Consider the following 18,559-nt stretch of genomic DNA (forward strand, 5'->3'; position numbering starts at 1 on the left):
TCTCCTATTGAGCGGCTTCGAACAGGGCGAGAACATCGGCCTGGGAATCGGTGAGGGTGAGCGTGACGACCGGACGGCCGTGGCCTTCGGCGAGGACGGCGGCATCGCCGGCGGCCTGCGCCTCGATCAGCTGACCGAAGGTGAAGGGACGGCCGGGGATCTCGACATCGACCTCGCCCTGCTGCAGGATCTGCAGGTAGACGCCGTTCGCGGGGCCGCCCTTGTGGTACTGACCGGTCGAGTGCAGGAACCGCGGGCCCCAGCCGAACGTGGTCGGCCGCCCGGAATCTGCGGCGACGAGCTCGCGGAGCCCCTGGAGGGGAGCGAGTCCCTGCCGGTCGACGTACGCCTGGATGGACACGTAGCCGTCAGCCGGAATCTGCGCCCACAGGGCGTCGAGGACGCCCGCGATGGTTCCCGATGCCGCGAGCGCCGGGTCGGACACCCGCACCTCGACGCCGTCTGTCGTGAATGCGGGCGCCACGCGAGCGGGCCGCGCCTCGAGGAGAGCGCGGGTCGCGGACTTGGCCGACTCGACATCGGGCTGATCGAACGGGTTGATGCCCAGCATCCGCCCGGCGATCGCCGTCGCGTACTCCCAGACGATGAACTGCGCGCCGAGCGATCCGCTCACGAGCACCTCGCCGTGGTGACGCTCGAAGAGATGATCGTGGTGCACGTCGTCGACCAAACGAACGAGCTGCACATCGTCCGGGGTGTTCTCGACTTCCGGCGACACGGGCAGCAGGACGACGGGCAGGATGCCGGTGCCGTTCTTGCCCGTCGACTCGGCGATGAGCTGCTCGATCCAGTCCGGAAGGCCGATGATGTGCGTTCCGTCGGTGATGAGACCGAGCTTGTCGCGGCGAGGTTCGCCACCGGCGATCGCGGCTGCCAGCACGAGAGCGGGATTGCGCGCGTCGTCGATCGCGACCTCGAGGAGCGTCGCCTCCGCCTCATCGAGAAGCTCGTCGAGATCGACCCCGGCAAGCCCCGTCGGAACGAGTCCGAAGGCCGTCAGCGCCGAGTAGCGCCCGCCGACGGTCGGGTCGGCGGTGAAGACCGTGTACCCGTCTGCCCGCGCGGACTCCTCGAGCGGTGAACCGGGGTCGGTGACGACGATGATGCGCGACGCGGGATCGATCCCGACGTCGCGGAAGGCCGTCTCGAACGCGCGCTTCGCGGAATCCGTCTCCACGGTCGACCCGGACTTCGACGACACGACCAGCGCGGTCTGCGCCAACCCGCCGAGCTCGGTGTCTCCGTCGATGGCGGCGAGCACCTGGGCGGGCGCCGTCGAGTCGAGGATCACGAGCGGCACGCCCGCGGTCTGGGCGATCACCTCGGGAGCAAGCGACGAGCCGCCCATACCGGCGAGCACGATGCGGGTCACACCGTCGGCACGAAGCACGTCGCGGAGCGTCGTGATCTCGTCGACGAGCGGACGGGAGACCGAGACGGCCTGCACCCACCCGAGCCGCCCGGCGGCGTCGTCCGCCGCCGAGGCGCCCCAGAGATCCGGGTCACCCGCCGTGATCCCCGACGCGACGAGGCTCTCGACGAGCGCGGGAAGGGTATCCGAAACGACGTCACGGACCCGTCCACTGAGGTGGAGGTCGAAGCTCATCGTGCGGCCTTCAGCGCCTCCGCGACCGTACCCTGCAGCTCGTGCCAGGAGACGATGAACTTCTCGACGCCCTCGTCCTCGAGCACCTGCGTCGCGTCGACGACGTCTACGCCGACCGCCGCGAGGCGGTCGAACACGTCGTGCGCGTCGGCGTAGTTGACCGTGATCGTGTCGCCCGTGATCTCCGCGTGGTCGAAGGTCGCCTCGAGCGTCTTCTCCGGCATCGTGTTGACCGTGCCGGCCGCGACGAGCTCGGTCACGTACAACGTGTCGGGGAGCGCCGGATCCTTGACGCCGGTGGATGCCCACAGCGGACGCTGCACGTTCGCCCCCGCCGCGAGGAGGGAGGTGGCGCGCTCGGTCTCGAACTCCCGCTCGAACAGCTCGTAGGCGAGTCGCGCGTTCGCGATGCCCGCCCGGCCGATGAGCGCGGTCGCCTCATCCGTATCGATCGCCTTCAGTCGCTTGTCGATCTCGGTGTCGACGCGCGACACGAAGAACGAGGCGACGGAGTGGATCGTGGAGAGGTCCAGGCCCGCGTCGCGCGCCTTCTCGATGCCGGCGAGGTACGCGTCGATCACGGCGGCGTACCGCTCGAGGCTGAAGATCAGCGTGACGTTCACCGAGATGCCGGCGCCGATCACCTCGGTGATGGCGGGCAGGCCGGCCTTCGTCGCGGGGATCTTGATGAGAGCATTCGGCCGGTCAACCTTGGCCCACAGCTTCTTAGCCTCCGCGACAGTGGCCGCGGTGTCGTGTGCGAGGTCGGGGGAGACCTCGATCGACACGCGCCCGTCGACTCCGCGCGTCGCGTCGTAGACGGGACGGAAGATGTCGGATGCGGACTGCACGTCCTCGGTGGTGATCTCGAAGATCGCCGCGTCGACGCTCGCGTCGGCAGCGGCCAGCGTGGCGACCTGCTCGGCGTACGCCTCGCCCTTGGCCAGCGCGCCGGCGAAGATCGTCGGGTTGGTCGTGACGCCGGAGACGTTTCGCTCGGTGATCAGCGCAGCGAGGTTGCCGGTCGTGATCCGCTCGCGCGACAGGTCGTCGAGCCAGATGCTGACTCCGGCGGCGGCGAGCTGTTCGGTGGGGGTGCTCATGCGTGGGTCTCCTTGATCGTCTCGCGTGCCGCGGCGATGACGGCTTCGGTCGTGATGCCGAACTTCTGGAACAGGGTCTTGTAGTCGGCAGACGCACCGAAGTGCTCGATCGAGACGGATCGTCCCGCGTCGCCGACGATGGCGTGCCAGCTGAGCGCCGTTCCGGCCTCGACCGACACGCGCGCCTTGATGGCCTTCGGCAGCACGCTCTCGCGGTACTCCTCGTCCTGCTCGGCGAACCACTCGAGCGACGGTGCCGACACGACCCGTGCGTGCACGCCCTCGGCCGCGAGCGCCTCGCGCGCCTCGACGGCGAGCTGGACCTCGGAACCGGTACCGATGAGGATCACGTCGGGCGTGCCGTTGGCCGCCTCGGCCAGAACGTATGCGCCCTTGGTGGCGAGGTTCGCCGAGGCGAACTCGTCACCGGATGCGGCGCCCGTGCCACGCTCGAACACCGGGATGTTTTGGCGGGTCAGGGCGATGCCGCTCGGGCCGGTCTGGCGGCGCAGCATCTCGAGCCAGACGACGGCCGTCTCGTTGGCATCCGCCGGACGCACGAGAGCGAAGTTCGGGATGGCGCGGAGGGTGGCGACCTGCTCGATGGGCTGGTGCGTCGGACCGTCTTCACCCAGCGCGACGGAGTCGTGCGTCCACACGAAGATCGTCGGGATGTTCATGAGGGCGGCCAGACGAACCGGCGGGCGCATGTAGTCGCTGAAGATCAGGAAGGTGCCGCCGAAGGGCCGGGTGGGTCCGTGCAGCTTGATGCCGTTGAGGATCGACCCCATGGCGTGCTCGCGGATGCCGAAGTGCAGAACGCGCCCGTAGGGCGAACCGCTCCACTCGTGGGTCGACCATTCCTCCGGGATGAACGACGACGCGTTCTTGATGGTCGTCAGGTTCGACTCGGCGAGGTCGGCCGATCCGCCCCAGAGCTCGGGGAGCTCGGCGGCCAGCGCGTTGATGACCTGGCCGGAGGCGGCGCGGGTCGAGACCTCCTTGCCGGCGGCGAACACGGGGAGCGCGTCGGCGATGTTTTCCGGCAGCTCGCCGGAGAGCAGACGATCCAGGAGCGCCTTGCGCTCCGGGTTGGCCTCGGCCCATGCGTCGAATCCGGTCTGCCACTCGGCCTTCGCCGCTTCGCCGCGCTCGACGAGCGAGCGGGTGTGCGCGAGCACGTCGTCGGCGACGTCGAAGTTCTTCTCCGGGTCGAACCCGAGCACCTTCTTCGTCGCGGCGAGCTCGTCGGCGCCGAGCGCCGAACCGTGGATCTTGCCGCTGTTCTGCTTGCCGGGGGAGGGCCATCCGATGATGGTCTTCAGGATGATGATCGACGGCTTGGCCGTCTCGCCCTTGGCGGCCTCGATCGCCGAGTACAGCTCGGGAACGTCTTCGACGTACTGACCGGAGGCCTTCCAGTCGACCGTCTGCACGTGCCATCCGTATGCCTCGTAGCGCTTCGCGACATCTTCGGTGAAGGCGACGTTGGTGTCGTCCTCGATCGAGATCTGGTTGGCGTCGTAGATGACGACCAGGTTGCCGAGCTGCTGGTGACCGGCGAGCGAGGATGCCTCGCTCGTGACGCCCTCTTCGAGGTCACCGTCGGACGCGATGACGTACACGAAGTGGTCGAACGGTGAGGTGCCTTCGGCGGCCTCGGGATCGAACAGGCCGCGCTCGTAGCGGGCCGCGTACGCGAACCCGACGGAGGAGGCGAGACCCTGGCCGAGCGGGCCGGTGGTGATCTCGACGCCCTTGGTGTGGCCGTACTCCGGGTGGCCGGGGGTCAGCGAACCCCAGGTGCGGAGCGCCTGCAGGTCGGACAGCTCGAGGCCGAAGCCCCCCAGATACAGCTGCACGTACTGCGTGAGCGACGAATGGCCCGCAGACAGGATGAACCGGTCGCGGCCGAGCCAGTGGGGATCCGCCGGGTCGTGGCGCAGCACGTGCTGGTACAGCAGGTACGCGGCCGGCGCGAGGCTCATTGCGGTGCCGGGGTGCCCGTTGCCCACCTTCTCCACGGCATCGGCCGCGAGGATTCGGGCCGTGTCCACGGCGCGCTCATCGATCTCATCCCAACGCAAATCGGCCACAGGACCGCCTTTCAGAAGAGGAGCGCCGCGCCGTTCCGGATTCCCATCACGTCGGTGCGTGCGGGGGCCGGGGCGGGGCGCGTGTGTTGTTTCAGCATAGACTGGAGGGACGTGACAGCGGGGCGATTGCGGGGCAGATGGACATCACGACGAGTGCGACGCTCGACGCATCCGAGGTACGCCATTCCCTTCGCCGCACGGTCCGCGCCTACATCTCGCTGACAAAGCCCCGGGTTCTCGAACTGCTGCTGGTGACGACCGTTCCGGTCATGATTCTGGCGCAGAACGGCCTCCCGAATCTTTGGCTCGTGCTCGCGACCGTCGTCGGCGGATCGCTCAGCGCCGGTTCCGCGGCGGCCTTCAACATGTACCTCGATCGCGACATCGATGCGCACATGCAGCGCACCGAGAACCGCCCGCTCGTGACGGGTGAGATATCGCCGCGTGGCGGATTGATCTTCGCCTGGACCCTCGCGGTCGTCTCGACCGTCTGGCTGCTGCTGACGACGAACTGGCTGGCCGCATCGCTCTCGGTCGCCGCGATCTTCTTCTACGTCGTCGTCTACACGATCATCCTCAAGCGGCGCACCGAGCAGAACATCGTCTGGGGCGGCATCGCGGGCTGCTTCCCGGTCGTGATCGGCTGGAGTGCGGTCACCGGATCGCTCTCGTGGACACCCGCCATCCTCTTCCTGCTGGTCTTCCTGTGGACGCCGCCGCACTACTGGCCGCTGTCGATGAAGTACAAGACGCAGTACGAGGACGTCGACGTCCCCATGCTCGGCGCGACGCGTTCGGGATCGCAGGTCGGTTTGCAGGTCATCCTGTACGCCTGGGCGACGGTCGCGTGCTCGGTGCTGCTGATCCCGGTGGCGTCGATGGGCATCGTGTACTCCGCATCCGCCGTCGTCTTCGGCGGCTGGTTCCTCTACGAGTCACACCGCCTCTACAACCGCGCCGTGCGCGGCACGGAGCCCCGCCCCATGCGCGTGTTCCACGCGTCCATCACCTACTTGACGCTCCTGTTCGTGGCGATCGCGATCGATCCGCTGCTTCCGTTCTGAGTCTCTGAACCAACGAGAACGGCCCCGGTCATCTGACCGGCGCCGTTCTCGTTTCCCGCGGTGGTTCAGCGGTTCGCGGGCTCCGACTCGGTCGGTGCCTCGGACGCCGGGGCGGTGACGACGGGCTCGTCGGCCGGGATCTCGACCTCCGGCTCCTCCTGCTGCCAGGAGATGGCCTCGACGACCTCGACGGGGCGTGCCGTGAAGGTCTTCGCGGCGCCGAGCGCGAGCGCGGCGATCAGTCCGACGAGTCCCGCGACGATGAATGCGGCGGCGAAGACGACCCAGGCCTGGCCTCCGTAGACCTCGACACCGGTGGCGCTGCCGTCGAGCAGCTTCGCTTCCATGACCGTGAGCTTGTCGACCGTCAGCCAGACGCCGAAGCCGATGCTGGCGGCGGATCCCACGACGAGGCCCCAGAAGGGGATGCTGCGTGTCAGGCGGGGACGTGTGTTCATGTGGGGCGAACTCCTCAAACGGGCGGCAACGGTTGCCGCGCCATCCGCCACCCTGCCCGGCCGTTCCTGGTGCGCGCGATGCGTCGCCTATGCATCCGCTGTGTGCGCAAGGCCGTTCGGCTACTCGCCGGACGCCCGCTTCAGCCGGAGCACGACGACGGTCATGGTCGCGGCGGTGAGCGCCGCGAGCACCATGTGCACGCCGACGGCCAGCTCGGGAAGGCCGTTGCGCGCCTGATAGAGGCCCACCGCGATCTGGACGACCTCCACCGCGAGAAGGGCGGTCAGCCAGCGGCGCACGGGGTAGCGGCGCAGCCAGGCCAGGGCGGTGAGCACGAGCGTGAGGGCGAACAGCGTGTACCCCGGCCACGAGTGCACGTGCTCGAGGATCTCGGCGTCGAACCCGTTGCGGGCCGCCGCCGCGTCGCCGGAGTGCGGACCGGCGCCGGTCGTCAGCACACCGACGACGACGGTGACCGCCAGCACCAGCGTCGTGACGTGCGTGGCGATCGCGAACCCGCGCGGCACGGTGAGCCGGCGAGTTCCGCCGGGCTCGTCCATCCGGGCGAGGAATGCGGCGCCGACGCAGACGAGCACGACCGACGCAATGTAGTGGAACCCGACGATGAAGGGGTTCAGGCCCGTCAGGACGGTGATGCCGCCGACGATCGCCTGAGCGAGGATGCCGAGCAGCACGATCGCGGCGAGGACGAACAGATCGCGGCGCTCCCGCCGCATCCGCCAGAGGAGGACCACGACGATCACGGCGAGGATGCCGACGAGTCCGGTCAGCGTCCGGTTGCCGAACTCGATGATTCCGTGGATGCCCATCTCGGGCGTGTTGACGATCGACTCCGCGGTGCACGTGGGCCACGTCGGGCAGCCGAGCCCGGATCCCGTGAGCCGCACGGCGCCACCCGTGCCGATGATGAGCACTTCCGCGACGAAGGACATCCACGCGAACACGCGGATGCGGGTGTCCACCCGGTCCGGAAGCCATCCCGCGAAGCGCGCGAGCGCGCCGGTTCGGTCGTTCGTCTGCGTACCGGCAGCCATTGTTCGCGCCTTCCGAAATGCGGTCGCGCTTCGGGTTCGCGACCCGGCGCCGCCGCCCGGCGAGGGGGCGGTACCTGTAGAATCAAGGGGTTCGGGATGCGACGCCAACGCGTTCCGCATCACTGACAGTTTAGGTGCACAGCCTGCGCCTTCTGATCGGGCCGGAAGCGGCATCCCCTCGCGAACTCGCGCGAAACGGAATGCCGGCACGGATGACACCGTTGGGCCCTAAGAGGAGAGTGACACACCATGTCGGATGTGCTGATCGATCGACCGGAGCTTGCGGGCCTCGGAGTGTACGAATTCGGATGGCACGACGCGGATGCGGCCGGTGCCAGCGCGAAGCGCGGCCTGACCGAAGCCGTCGTGCGCGACATCTCGGCGCTGAAGGCCGAGCCCGAGTGGATGCTGAAGAACCGCCTGAAGGCGTACCAGCTGTTCGGACGCAAACCCATGCCGACCTGGGGCGCCGACCTCAGTGACATCGACTTCGAGAACATCAAGTACTTCGTGCGTTCGACGGAGAAGCAGGCGCAGTCCTGGGAGGATCTCCCCGAAGACATCCGCAACACGTACGAGAAGCTCGGCATCCCGGAGGCGGAGCGTTCCCGCCTCGTCTCGGGCGTCGCGGCCCAGTACGAGTCCGAGGTCGTCTACCACCAGATCCAGGAGGATCTGGAAGCGCAGGGCGTCATCTTCATGGACACCGATACGGCCCTCCGCGAGCACCCCGAGTTCTTCACCGAGTACTTCGGTTCGGTCATCCCCGCGGGTGACAACAAGTTCGCCGCGCTGAACACGGCCGTCTGGTCGGGCGGTTCCTTCGTGTACGTCCCGAAGGGCGTGCACGTCGAGATCCCGCTGCAGGCCTACTTCCGGATCAACACCGAGAACATGGGTCAGTTCGAGCGGACGCTGATCATCGCGGACGAGGGTTCGTACGTGCACTACATCGAGGGCTGCACGGCGCCGATCTACAAGAGCGACTCGCTGCACTCCGCGGTCGTGGAGATCATCGTGAAGAAGAACGCCCGCGTTCGGTACACGACGATCCAGAACTGGTCGAACAACGTCTACAACCTGGTGACCAAGCGTGCGATCGCCCATGAAGGCGCGACCATGGAATGGGTCGACGGCAACATCGGCTCGAAGGTCACCATGAAGTACCCGTCCATCTACCTCATGGGCGAGCACGCCAAGGGCGAGACGCTGTCGGTCGCCTTCGCCGGGCCCGGTCAGCACCAGGACGCCGGCGCGAAGATGGTGCACATGGCGCCCTACACGCAGTCGTCGATCGTCTCGAAGTCGATCGCTCGCGGCGGAGGTCGTGCGGGTTACCGCGGCGAGGTCCGCGTCGACGCCAACGCCCATCACTCCGCCAACACGGTGCGCTGCGACGCGCTGCTGGTGGACTCGATCTCGCGGTCGGACACCTACCCGGCGATCGACATCCGCGTCGACGACGTGCAGCTCGGTCACGAGGCCACCGTCTCGAAGGTCAGCGAAGAGCAGCTCTTCTACCTCATGAGCCGCGGCCTGGCCGAGGACGAGGCGATGGCGATGATCGTGCGCGGGTTCATCGAACCCATCGCGCGCGAACTGCCGATGGAATACGCACTCGAACTCAACAAGCTCATCGAGATGGGCATGGAAGGATCCGTCGGCTGATGAGCTCGGCAACTCAGGCCCCCGCGGAGACGCACACGGAGGGCCACATCGATCCTGCCGCGGCATTCGTGCCCGTGCAGACCCGCTCCGAGCGACTGCGCTCCTTCGATCCGTCCGATTTCGGCGCGCCGACCGGCCGCGAGGTCAACTGGAAGCACACGCCCATCGCCCGCGTGCAGCGCCTGCTGGACGACGCACCGGGTGACGGGGGGGCCGTCGGGATCAGCGTCTCCGGGCCGTTGGCGGCAGCCGGTCTCGCCATCGGCGCGGCGCCCCGCGGCGAGGTCTTCCGCCCGGAAGACATCTCGGCCGCGATCGCCTGGTCGCGTTCCGCGGAGGCGCTGTACCTCAGTGTTCCGGCGAACGCAGAACTCGACGAACCGTCGGTCATCGACCTTCGCGGCGTCGGCGGACGCGCGCACCAGCACCTCGTGATCGAAGCCGGAACGAACTCCCGCGCGACTGTCATCCTCCGCCACGCGGGGGCGGCGGCATTCGCTCAGAACGTTGAGATCATCGTCCGTGATGGCGCCGACCTGACGGTGCTCACACTGCAGGAGTGGGACGACGATGCGGTGCACCTTTCGGCGCACCAGTCCCGCGTCGACCGCGATGCGCGACTGCGGCACATCGTCATCAGCTTCGGCGGAGGTGTCGTGCGGGTGAACCCCAGCGTCGAACTCGCCGGTTCCGGCTCACGCGGCGAGCTCTACGGCCTCTCCTTCGCGGATGCGGGTCAGCACCTGGAGAGCCAGGTTTACATGTTCCACAAGGGACCGCAGACCTCCGGCGACGTTCTCTACAAGGGAGCGCTCCAGGGCGACACCGCCCGCTCGGTCTGGATCGGCGACGTGCTGATCGGACCGTATGCGGTCGGCACCGACTCGTACGAGGCGAACCGCAACCTCGTGCTCACCGACGGCGCCCGTGCCGACTCGATCCCGAACCTTGAGATCCAGACCGGCGACATCCGCGGCGCCGGACATGCGAGCGCGACCGGTCGGTTCGACGACGAGCAGTTGTTCTACCTGCAGGCGCGCGGAATCGGTGAAGACGAGGCGCGCCGCCTGGTCGTCCTCGGATTCCTGATGGAGATCGTGCAGAAGATCGGCATCCCCGAGCTCGAGGACGGCCTCGTCGGGCGCATCGAGGCGGAGCTCGCCGAGGGAGAACTTCGGTGACGGCGGTGCGCGTCTGCGGGCTGAGCGAACTCGAGCAGGACACCGCCCGCCGGGTCGAGATCGACGGTGTCGCAATGGCCGTCGTGCTCGACGGCGAGGGCGAAGTGCATGCGATCGGCGATGTCTGCACGCACGGCGACATCTCGTTGTCCGAGGGCTTCGTCGAGGGCGACACGCTCGAGTGCTGGGCGCACGGATCCGCATTCTCGCTCCGCACCGGACACCCCCTGAACCTGCCGGCGTACGAGCCGGTCCCTGTCTACGCGGTCACGATCGACGGGGACGATGTGCTCATCGACCCGGCCGTGACCAAGAACGTCAACTGAAGAGGAACACCATGTCTGTCCTGGAGATCCGCGACCTGCACGTGACGGTCGAGACCGATGAGGGCGTCACCCCCATCCTGAACGGCATCACGCTGACCATCCGCACGGGTGAGACGCACGCCATCATGGGCCCGAACGGGTCGGGCAAGTCGACCCTCGCCTACACGATCGCCGGCCACCCCAAGTACACGGTCACGAGCGGTTCGATCACGCTCGACGGCGAGGACGTCCTCGCCATGACGGTCGACGAGCGCGCCCGCGCGGGCCTGTTCCTCGCGATGCAGTACCCGGTGGAGATTCCGGGCGTGACGGTGACGAACTTCCTGCGCACCGCGAAGACCGCCATCGACGGCGAGGCTCCCTCGATCCGTACCTGGACGAAGGACGTCAAGTCCGCCATGAAGGACCTTCGGATGGATGCGAAATTCGCGTCCCGCAACGTCAACGAAGGCTTCTCGGGCGGAGAGAAGAAGCGCCACGAGATTCTCCAGTTGGAGCTGCTGAAGCCGCGCATCGCCGTGCTCGATGAGACCGACTCGGGTCTCGACGTCGACGCGCTGAAGATCGTGTCCGAGGGCGTCAACCGTGCGAAGTCGTCGAGCGATCTCGGCGTGCTGCTCATCACGCACTACACGCGCATCCTGCGCTACATCCAGCCGGACTTCGTGCACGTTCTCGTCAAGGGACGCGTCGCGGAAGAGGGCGGGCCCGAGCTGGCCGAGCGGCTGGAGAACGAGGGATACGACCGATTCCTCGAGCCCGTCGCCGACGCGGACGCGTAGACTCGCGCCATGACCGCGACTCTCACGAACGAGAAGTACGACGACGTCACCGAGGCCCTGAAAGACGTCATGGACCCGGAACTCGGGATCAACGTCGTCGACCTCGGCCTCATCTACGACCTGGCCTGGGACGACGAGAACGACGCTCTCATCATCCACATGACGCTCACCTCGGCCGGCTGCCCGCTGACCGACGTGCTGGAGGAGCAGACGGCGCAGGCGCTCGACTCCGTCGTCGATCGGTTCCGCATCAACTGGGTATGGATGCCGCCGTGGGGCCCGGAACGGATCACCGACGACGGGCGCGACATGATGCGCGCCCTCGGCTTCGCGATCTGAGCAGGTCCGTGCGCGCTGAGCCTCTCGAGGCGCTGCCGCTGTCGCAGCTCCGGGAGCGGCAGAGCACGAAGTGGCGGACGTACCCGGACGATGTGCTGCCGCTGTTCGTCGCCGAGACGGACTTTGCCCTGGCGCCCGCGATCACCGAGGCGCTCATGCGAGCCGTCGCTCTCGGCGACACCGGGTACACGCCCGAGGACTCCGGCATCCGCTCCGCCTACGCGGGGTTCGCCGAGCGTCGCTTCGGCTGGTCGCCGGATCCTGCACGGATGCGGACGACGGCCGACGTCATCTCCGGCGTGGTGGAGATCCTCCGCCGCGTGACCGTGCCCGGGGATCGGGTCGTGGTCACTCCGCCGGTGTACCCGCCGTTCTTCGAGTGCGTCCCGGAGGCGGGTGCGGTCGCCGAGCGCGTGCCGCTGCGCCGCGGCCCGAACGGCTGGAGCCTCGACCTCGAGGGGATCGAGGCGGCGCTGGCCGGGGGAGCTCGTGCGGTTCTGCTGTGCAACCCGCACAATCCCACGGGCACCGTGCATTCGCGGGAGAGCCTGGTTGCGCTCGCGGAGCTGGCCGACCGGTACGGCGCGACGGTCGTGAGTGACGAGATCCATGCGCCGCTCACCCACGCGGAGGCCGAGTTCACGCCGTTCCTCGCCGCATCCGCTGTGTCGGCGCGCGTCGGCTACGCGGTCGTGTCGGCGAGCAAGGCGTTCAATCTGGCCGGTCTGAAGTGCGCGATCATGGTCACCGCGGACGACGCCACGACAGCGGTCGTGCGAGCCCTTCCGGAAGAGGTGGAGTGGCGGACGGGGCTTTTCGGAGCCCTCGCCGGAGTAGCCGCATTTTCGCCGGAGAGCGATGCCTGGCTCGATTCGCTGCTCGTCTCGATCGATCGGAACCGCCGGCTCCTCGAGGATCTGCTCCGCGATCATCTGCCGGAAGCCGTGTACCGGGTGCCGGAGGCCGGCTATCTGGCGTGGGTCGACCTGTCCGCGCTCGGGTGGGGCCCGAATCCGGCCAAGCGAATTCTCCGCGACGCCCGGGTCGCCCTGCACTACGGTCCGGCGTTCGGGGCCGAGGGTACCGGGCACGTGCGTATCAATCTGGGGTGCGCCCCCGAGGTGCTCACGGAGGCGATCGAGCGGATCGGCGCGCTCGTCGCACACCGTTCGAATTGAGCGAGAGCGAAGGTAAGGCTACCCTCATCAGGTGACGACTCTTTCGGCCACGAGGCCCGCCTACCGCCCGTACCTCGCCACCGTGATGCGGGTGAACCGTTTGTCGCCGAGCTTCGTGCGGATCACATTCACGAGCCCGCAGTTCACCGATCTCGGTACCGCGGGGCTCGACCAGCGGGTCAAGATCCTCTTCCCCGGGCCGGACGGGACGGTGTGCGACGTGGGTCAGACCGACCCGGAAGCCATTGCTGCCGCCGCCTGGTACGACCGCTGGCGCGCGCTGCCCCTCGAGGCACGCACCCCGTTCCGGACGTACACCGTTCGCCGCGCTGCACCCGATGCGCTCGAACTCGACATCGACTTCGTGCTGCACCACGAGCCCGGTCCCGCGGGCGCGTGGGCGGATGCGGCCGCCCCCGGCGACGAGCTCGTCATTGTCGGTCCCGATGGGGGGAGCGAGGACTGGCGGCTCGGCATCGACTGGCATCCGGGCACGGCCCGGCGGTTGCTGCTCGCCGGCGACGAGACCGCTGCGCCCGCGATCTGCAGCATCCTGGAGTCCCTCGACGCCGATCATCTGGTCGACGCCTTCATCGAGGTCCCCGGCGCCGCCGATGTGCTGCCGGTGTCGTCATCCGCGAACCTCCGGTGGCTTCCGCGCGGAGAGCGCGCGCACGGCGAGGCGCTGATCGAGGCGGTCTCCGCGTGGGCCGACGCCTCGCGTGACGTGCTGACGCGTGCTGGCGCCCCCGCGCCGCAGACGCTGGAGGAGATCGACGTCGACGTCGACATGCTGTGGGACAGTCCCGAAGACGCTCAGGGGGAGTTCTACGCGTGGATGGCGGGAGAATCGGCCACCGTGAAGACTCTGCGCCGGCTGCTCGTGACGGCGCACGGCGTCGACCGCCGCCGGGTCGCGTTCATGGGCTACTGGCGCAAGGGCCTGTCCGAGCGCACCGGGTGAGCGGAGTCAGGCGCCCTGGTGCGCCACGTCGTCGGGTTCGACGACGGTGTGGTGCCGGCCCATCGGCACCACCATCGGGCGGCCGGTGAGCGGGTCGGAGATGATGCGGCTGTTCAGGCCGAACACCTCGCGCACGGTGGCGGCCGTGAGCACGTCGGACGATGTGCCCGAGGCGACGATCGCGCCGTCCGCCATGGCGACGAGATGGTCGGCGTAGCGCGCGGCCAGGTTCAGATCGTGCAGCACCATGACGATGGTCGTGCCGCGCTCCCGGTTGAGGTCGGTCAGGAGATCGAGGACGTCGATCTGGTGGCTGATGTCGAGGAACGTCGTGGGCTCGTCGAGGAGCAGCACGTCGGTCTCCTGCGCGAGCGCCATGGCGATCCAGACGCGCTGGCGCTGCCCGCCGCTCAGCTCGTCGACCGGTCGGTCGGCCAGGTGCACCGTCCCCGTGGCGTCCAGCGCGCGGGCGATCGCGTCGTCATCGGCCTGCGTCCAGCGCGCGAGCGCGCCCTGGTGCGGATGCCGGCCGCGGCTGACCAGATCCGACACGGCGATGCCGTCGGGCGCGATGGGCGACTGCGGCAGCAGACCCAGCACGCGCGCCACCTGCCGCGTGGGCTGGCGGTGGATCGCCTTTCCGTCGAGCAGGACGCTGCCGGAGGTCGGCGCGAGCAGACGTGCCATCGACTTCAGGAGCGTCGACTTGCCGCAGGCGTTCGCACCGACGATCGTCGTGATGCGCCCAGCAGGGACCTCGAGGTTGAGGGCGTCGACGATCACGCGGTCGCCGTAGCCGAGGGTGACCCGGTCTGCGGCGAGGGAGCGGTGAACGGTCATATCGAGGATCCTCCGGTACGGCTGCTGCGGATGAGCAGATAGACGAGATACGGCGCTCCCAGAACGCCGGTGATGACACCGACGGGGAGGCGCGTGCCGAACGCGTACTGCGCGGCGAAGTCGGCCACGAGCACGAGCAGACCGCCGACGAGACCGGCGGCCAGCACCGGGGAGCCGACCGGCCCGAGGATGCGGACCGCGATGGGGCCGGCGAGGAACGCCACGAACGAGATGGGCCCGGCCGCCGCCGTGGCGAAAGCGAGCAGGATCACGGCCAGTACGATCAAGACGATCCGGCGTCGCTCCACCCGCAGCCCCAGGGCCGCCGCGGTGTCATCACCGAGTCGCAGGATCTCCAGATCCCGAGAGCGGAGCAGGAGAAGCGGCACCACGATCACCATGACGAGGGCCAACGGGATCGTGCGGTTCCAGGTCGCGTCGTTGAGGTTTCCGGTGATCCACCGCATGGCGGTCTGCAGGTCCCACTCCGCTGCGCGCGAGATGACGTACGACACGACGGCGTTGAAGATCGCCGCGACGCCGATGCCGACGAGGATGAGCCGCGCGCCCGAGCCGCCCTTCTTGTAGGCGAGCACGTAGATGAGGAGCGCGGCGGCGAGTGCCGCGCCCGTCGCGAGAAACGAGACGGGGGTCTCGTCGAGCGACAGGACGACGATGCCGATCACGGCCGCGGCGCTCGCGCCCGAGCTGATGCCGATGACGTCCGGACTGGCCAACGGGTTTCGCAGCATCGTCTGGAAGACCACGCCGCCCATCCCGAAGCAGATGCCGGTCAACACCGCGGTGGTGGCCCGGGGGAGTCGCAGTTCGCCGACCGTGAAGGATGCGCCGGGTACCTGCTGCCCGACGATCACGCCCCAGACCTCGGCCGGTGTGTAGAAGGTCTGGCCGAGCATCAGCGAGAGCGCGAAGGCGACGGCGGTCACCGCGGCGAGGGTCACGCAGACCGCGACCCACCGGCGTGAGCGGGTGCGGCGACCGTGCCGGACGAGCGCGACGGTGTCGGGGGAGATCCGGGTCATCACAGGGCACGCACCTTCTGGCGTCGCACGATCGCGATGAAGAACGGGGCGCCGATCAGGGCGGTGATGATGCCCACCTCGATCTCCTGGGGGCGGGCGATCACGCGGCCGACGATGTCGGCGCCGGTCAGCAGAATCGCGCCGCCGATCGCGGAGAACGGGAGCAGCCACCGGTGATCGACGCCGATCAGCAGACGGCAGATGTGGGGGACGACCAGCCCGACGAACCCGATGGGGCCGGCGACGGCGGTCGCGGCGCCGCAGAGGATGATCGCGCCGAGCGTCGACACCAGACGTGCGGTGCGGACGCGTTCCCCGAGCCCCGCGGCGAGTTCGTCACCGAGCGCGAGGGTGTTCAGGGCGGGCGCGCAGAGCAGGCAGATGACGAGCCCGACGGCGAGGAAGGGCAGAACCTGGACGATCGTGGGCATCGTGGCCCCGCCGACCCCGCCGACCTGCCAGAAGCGGAACTGGCTCATCACGTCGATGCGGGGAAGCAGGATGGCGCTGACCAGCGAGGTGAACGCGACCGCGGTGACGGCGCCGGCCAGGGCGAGCTTGAGCGGCGTCGCACCCCCTCGGCCGATCGAACCGATAGAGTACACGAACACGGCGGCAAGGGCGGCTCCGGCCATCCCGAACCAGATGTAGTCGGCGGGTGCGGACAGTCCGAGGTAGGCGATTCCGATCACCACGACGAGCGATGCGCCGCCGTTGATGCCGAGGATCTGCGGATCGGCGAGCGGATTGCGCGTCGCACCCTGCAGCACGGTACCGGCGACGGCCAGGGCGGCGCCGACGAGGATCGCGAGGATGGTGCGGGGGATGCGCTTGTTCACGGCGGCGGCCGCCGTGGTGTCGGTCGAGCCCGTGACGCCCGCCCAGATGTCGGTCCATCCGACGGCGCGCGCCCCGAAGGTCACCGAGAGGAGGGCGATCGCGACCAGTGCGACGACGAGGATCGTCAGCCAGATCGCCCGTCGCCGCCCCCAGCGACGCCGAAGCGGCGTGCGGGGGGCGGCGACGGGAGGTGTCGTGGTGCTCACGACCGACGTGCGCTTCGGCTGATGGGCATCAAGAAGCCTTCTCGGCCGCCTCGCCCACGACGCGGATGTAGTCGTCGCCCTCGGCGGAACCGATCGTGAGGGGGCTCGGGGTGATGACGGTGGACAGGGTGGTCGCGCTGTCGATGATCGCGATCGCGCCGTCCGCCACCGCGGGGATGCGCGAGAGCAGCGGGTCGGCCTGCAGGGTGGCGACCATGTCGTCAGAGCCGTACGCGACGATCAGCTGGACGTCCTGGAAGTCCTCGATCTGCTCGGCGCTCGTCTGGAACCAGAATGTCTCGGATGCATCCGACTGCTCGGCGACGTACGCGGCCGATCCCAGACCCATCTCCTCGAGGAAGCCGACGCGGGGGTCGCGGGTGCTGTAGTAGTTCACGTTGCTGAGGTCGGTGGGGTCGTAGTAGGTGAGGAGGAAGTTCTTCCCCGCGAGAGCCGGGTACTTCGCCGCCTCCGTCGTCACGTGATCCTCGAGCGAGGTGACGAGATCCTTCGCCTCCTGCTCGAGACCGAGCGCCGTGCCGTCGAGGATGGTCATGTCCTGCCAGGAGGTGCCCCAGGCGACATCCTGGTAGGTCACCACGGGGGCGATCTTGGTGAGCGTGTCGTACTGCTCCTGCGTCATGCCGGAGTATGCGGCGAGGATGACGTCGGGGCGCGCATCCGCGATGGCCTCGTAGTCGTAGCCGTCGGTCTCGTCCATCAGCACCGGAGTCTCGGCGCCGAGCTCGTCGAGCTTCGCCTTCGTCCAGGGGAGGAGTCCGTCGCCGTCTTCATCGCCGTAGGTCACCTTCGGCATGGCCACCGGCACGACGCCGAGGGCCAGTGCCGCATCCTGGTTGCCCCAGTCGAGCGTCACGACGCGCTCCGGCTGAGCGTCGATCGTGGTCTCGCCGAAGGCGTTCTCGATCGTGACGGGGAACGCGCCGTCGGGTGCGGCGGCCGAGTCGGTGGACGTGGTGCTCGAGGCACCTGTGCTGCAGCCGGTGAGGAGCAGGGCGGCCGCCGCGACAGCGACGAGGGCAGAGCGTGTACGCGACACGAGACCTCCAGAGATCATGTAAGGGATGCCTTACCTTACATATATGCCCTGCCCGGTTGCCAACCGGAGCTCCTCCCGCGTGGGTCAGCGCGAGCGGTCGACCTTGCGCACCACGGTCCACACGAGGGGGAGCAGAACCGCGACGAACGCGGCCTTCACCAGGCCGGGCACGATGAACGGAATGACGCCCGACGCCATCACCGAGGCGAACGAGACGGACTGGCCGAGCACCTGGGCGAGGATCAGCGCCATGTAGGGCACACCGACCAGGAACGGCACGACACTCGCCGCGACGAAGCCGACGAAGGCGAGGACAGGCTTGCGGTCCCAGGCGCGCTCGGCGAAGTAGCCGGCGACGAACGCGGCCGGGATGAATCCGAGGATGAAGCCGAACGAGGGGGCGAGAACATATAGCGGTCCGCCGACGCCGCCGGCGAAGACGGGCAGCCCGGCGAGTCCGGAGAGAAGGTACGTGGCCATGCTGGCCGCACCACGACGCGCACCCAGAGCCGCTCCTACCATCACGACGCCGGCGGTCTGCCCGGTGATCGGCACGGGACCGATGAAGAACGACACCCGCGCGAGCAGGGCGACCACGAGGACACCGGCCACGACGAGCGCGGCATCGACGGCGAATGCGCGAGCTCGGGTGGACGGGCGAGCGACGATATCGGCCAGGACACGGCGGCCGGATGCGGGAACGGCGACGGACATGGTTCTCCTCAGAC

General features: G+C 68.6%; 18 protein-coding genes. 8 read left to right on the forward strand and 10 right to left on the reverse strand.

All coding sequences use genetic code 11. The features are described from left to right. Positions 1-4 precede the first annotated feature (4 nt). From LQ938_RS06990 to tkt, 3 genes are read right to left on the reverse strand one after another with little or no spacing between them, the layout of a single operon-like run. Positions 5-1,627, reverse strand: coding sequence for a glucose-6-phosphate isomerase (locus tag LQ938_RS06990; protein ID WP_223721327.1), 1,623 nt, complete (start codon positions 1,625-1,627; stop codon positions 5-7). Continuing rightward, on the reverse strand, positions 1,624-2,730 hold the full coding sequence (tal, locus tag LQ938_RS06995) for a transaldolase (RefSeq protein ID WP_223721326.1): 1,107 nt from the start codon (positions 2,728-2,730) through the stop codon (positions 1,624-1,626). The genes LQ938_RS06990 and tal overlap by 4 nt, the downstream gene beginning before the upstream one ends. Then, positions 2,727-4,826 carry a transketolase gene (tkt, locus tag LQ938_RS07000; protein ID WP_223721325.1) on the reverse strand — a complete coding sequence of 700 codons (2,100 nt, stop codon included), beginning with the start codon at positions 4,824-4,826 and terminating at the stop codon, positions 2,727-2,729. The genes tal and tkt overlap by 4 nt, the downstream gene beginning before the upstream one ends. Before the next feature lie 137 nt (positions 4,827-4,963). Between tkt and LQ938_RS07005 the strand changes: the two genes are divergently transcribed. Beyond that, complete coding sequence (locus LQ938_RS07005) at positions 4,964-5,890, forward strand: heme o synthase (RefSeq protein WP_223721324.1); 927 nt, start codon at positions 4,964-4,966, stop codon at positions 5,888-5,890. A gap of 65 nt (positions 5,891-5,955) precedes the next feature. Here LQ938_RS07005 and LQ938_RS07010 read toward each other — a convergent pair whose 3' ends face one another. Both LQ938_RS07010 and LQ938_RS07015 read right to left on the reverse strand, forming a co-directional pair. Continuing rightward, positions 5,956-6,348 carry a dinucleotide-utilizing enzyme gene (locus LQ938_RS07010; protein WP_223721323.1) on the reverse strand — a complete coding sequence of 131 codons (393 nt, stop codon included), beginning with the start codon at positions 6,346-6,348 and terminating at the stop codon, positions 5,956-5,958. 120 nt (positions 6,349-6,468) lie between these two features. Beyond that, positions 6,469-7,404, reverse strand: coding sequence for a COX15/CtaA family protein (locus tag LQ938_RS07015; protein ID WP_374197457.1), 936 nt, complete (start codon positions 7,402-7,404; stop codon positions 6,469-6,471). A gap of 249 nt (positions 7,405-7,653) precedes the next feature. Here LQ938_RS07015 and sufB point away from each other — a divergent pair, with 249 nt between their 5' ends. From sufB to LQ938_RS07050, 7 genes are read left to right on the forward strand one after another with little or no spacing between them, the layout of a single operon-like run. After that, positions 7,654-9,072, forward strand: coding sequence for a Fe-S cluster assembly protein SufB (gene sufB, locus LQ938_RS07020; protein ID WP_223721322.1), 1,419 nt, complete (start codon positions 7,654-7,656; stop codon positions 9,070-9,072). Next, positions 9,072-10,253 carry a Fe-S cluster assembly protein SufD gene (sufD, locus tag LQ938_RS07025; protein WP_223721321.1) on the forward strand — a complete coding sequence of 394 codons (1,182 nt, stop codon included), beginning with the start codon at positions 9,072-9,074 and terminating at the stop codon, positions 10,251-10,253. The genes sufB and sufD overlap by 1 nt, the downstream gene beginning before the upstream one ends. Further along, positions 10,250-10,579 carry a non-heme iron oxygenase ferredoxin subunit gene (locus LQ938_RS07030; RefSeq protein ID WP_223721320.1) on the forward strand — a complete coding sequence of 110 codons (330 nt, stop codon included), beginning with the start codon at positions 10,250-10,252 and terminating at the stop codon, positions 10,577-10,579. The genes sufD and LQ938_RS07030 overlap by 4 nt, the downstream gene beginning before the upstream one ends. A gap of 11 nt (positions 10,580-10,590) precedes the next feature. Beyond that, positions 10,591-11,361, forward strand: a complete 771-nt coding sequence (gene sufC / locus LQ938_RS07035) for a Fe-S cluster assembly ATPase SufC (RefSeq protein ID WP_223721319.1) — start codon at positions 10,591-10,593, stop codon at positions 11,359-11,361. Between the two features lie 9 nt (positions 11,362-11,370). Then, positions 11,371-11,700, forward strand: a complete 330-nt coding sequence (locus tag LQ938_RS07040; protein ID WP_223721318.1) for a metal-sulfur cluster assembly factor — start codon at positions 11,371-11,373, stop codon at positions 11,698-11,700. Positions 11,701-11,708: 8 nt separating this feature from the next. After that, positions 11,709-12,878 carry a MalY/PatB family protein gene (locus LQ938_RS07045; protein ID WP_223721317.1) on the forward strand — a complete coding sequence of 390 codons (1,170 nt, stop codon included), beginning with the start codon at positions 11,709-11,711 and terminating at the stop codon, positions 12,876-12,878. A 31-nt stretch (positions 12,879-12,909) separates the two neighbouring features. Continuing rightward, positions 12,910-13,842, forward strand: a complete 933-nt coding sequence (locus LQ938_RS07050) for a siderophore-interacting protein (protein WP_223721316.1) — start codon at positions 12,910-12,912, stop codon at positions 13,840-13,842. Positions 13,843-13,848: 6 nt separating this feature from the next. On the opposite strand, the gene LQ938_RS07055 is transcribed toward LQ938_RS07050, so the two are convergent. The 5 genes from LQ938_RS07055 to LQ938_RS07075 all read right to left on the reverse strand — a co-directional run bounded on the left by LQ938_RS07055 (position 13,849) and on the right by LQ938_RS07075 (position 18,545). Next, positions 13,849-14,682 carry an ABC transporter ATP-binding protein gene (locus LQ938_RS07055; protein ID WP_223721315.1) on the reverse strand — a complete coding sequence of 278 codons (834 nt, stop codon included), beginning with the start codon at positions 14,680-14,682 and terminating at the stop codon, positions 13,849-13,851. Beyond that, positions 14,679-15,725: a FecCD family ABC transporter permease gene (locus LQ938_RS07060; protein WP_223721314.1), complete on the reverse strand. Its 1,047-nt coding sequence runs from the start codon at positions 15,723-15,725 to the stop codon at positions 14,679-14,681. The genes LQ938_RS07055 and LQ938_RS07060 overlap by 4 nt, the downstream gene beginning before the upstream one ends. Then, positions 15,725-16,771, reverse strand: a complete 1,047-nt coding sequence (locus tag LQ938_RS07065; protein WP_374197456.1) for a FecCD family ABC transporter permease — start codon at positions 16,769-16,771, stop codon at positions 15,725-15,727. Before LQ938_RS07065 ends, LQ938_RS07060 begins: the two co-directional genes overlap by 1 nt. A gap of 28 nt (positions 16,772-16,799) precedes the next feature. After that, a complete protein-coding gene (locus tag LQ938_RS07070) occupies positions 16,800-17,831 on the reverse strand; it encodes an iron-siderophore ABC transporter substrate-binding protein (RefSeq protein WP_223721313.1) in 1,032 nt (343 codons plus the stop codon). A gap of 84 nt (positions 17,832-17,915) precedes the next feature. Beyond that, complete coding sequence (locus tag LQ938_RS07075; RefSeq protein WP_223721312.1) at positions 17,916-18,545, reverse strand: biotin transporter BioY; 630 nt, start codon at positions 18,543-18,545, stop codon at positions 17,916-17,918. Positions 18,546-18,559: the final 14 nt, after the last annotated feature.

The organism is Microbacterium sp. cx-55, from assembly GCF_021117345.1.
Taxonomy (GTDB): Bacteria; Actinomycetota; Actinomycetes; order Actinomycetales; family Microbacteriaceae; genus Microbacterium.

Excerpts from the sequence above, each read along its gene's own strand:
- LQ938_RS06990 (WP_223721327.1), bottom strand. The coding sequence starts at position 1,627 with ATGAGCTTCGACCTCCACCTCAGTGGACGGGTCCGTGACGTCGTTTCG.
- tal (WP_223721326.1), bottom strand. The coding sequence starts at position 2,730 with ATGAGCACCCCCACCGAACAGCTCGCCGCCGCCGGAGTCAGCATCTGG.
- LQ938_RS07005 (WP_223721324.1), top strand. The coding sequence starts at position 4,964 with ATGGACATCACGACGAGTGCGACGCTCGACGCATCCGAGGTACGCCAT.
- LQ938_RS07010 (WP_223721323.1), bottom strand. The coding sequence starts at position 6,348 with ATGAACACACGTCCCCGCCTGACACGCAGCATCCCCTTCTGGGGCCTC.
- LQ938_RS07015 (WP_374197457.1), bottom strand. The coding sequence starts at position 7,404 with ATGGCTGCCGGTACGCAGACGAACGACCGAACCGGCGCGCTCGCGCGC.
- sufB (WP_223721322.1), top strand. The coding sequence starts at position 7,654 with ATGTCGGATGTGCTGATCGATCGACCGGAGCTTGCGGGCCTCGGAGTG.
- sufD (WP_223721321.1), top strand. The coding sequence starts at position 9,072 with ATGAGCTCGGCAACTCAGGCCCCCGCGGAGACGCACACGGAGGGCCAC.
- sufC (WP_223721319.1), top strand. The coding sequence starts at position 10,591 with ATGTCTGTCCTGGAGATCCGCGACCTGCACGTGACGGTCGAGACCGAT.
- LQ938_RS07040 (WP_223721318.1), top strand. The coding sequence starts at position 11,371 with ATGACCGCGACTCTCACGAACGAGAAGTACGACGACGTCACCGAGGCC.
- LQ938_RS07055 (WP_223721315.1), bottom strand. The coding sequence starts at position 14,682 with ATGACCGTTCACCGCTCCCTCGCCGCAGACCGGGTCACCCTCGGCTAC.
- LQ938_RS07060 (WP_223721314.1), bottom strand. The coding sequence starts at position 15,725 with ATGACCCGGATCTCCCCCGACACCGTCGCGCTCGTCCGGCACGGTCGC.
- LQ938_RS07075 (WP_223721312.1), bottom strand. The coding sequence starts at position 18,545 with ATGTCCGTCGCCGTTCCCGCATCCGGCCGCCGTGTCCTGGCCGATATC.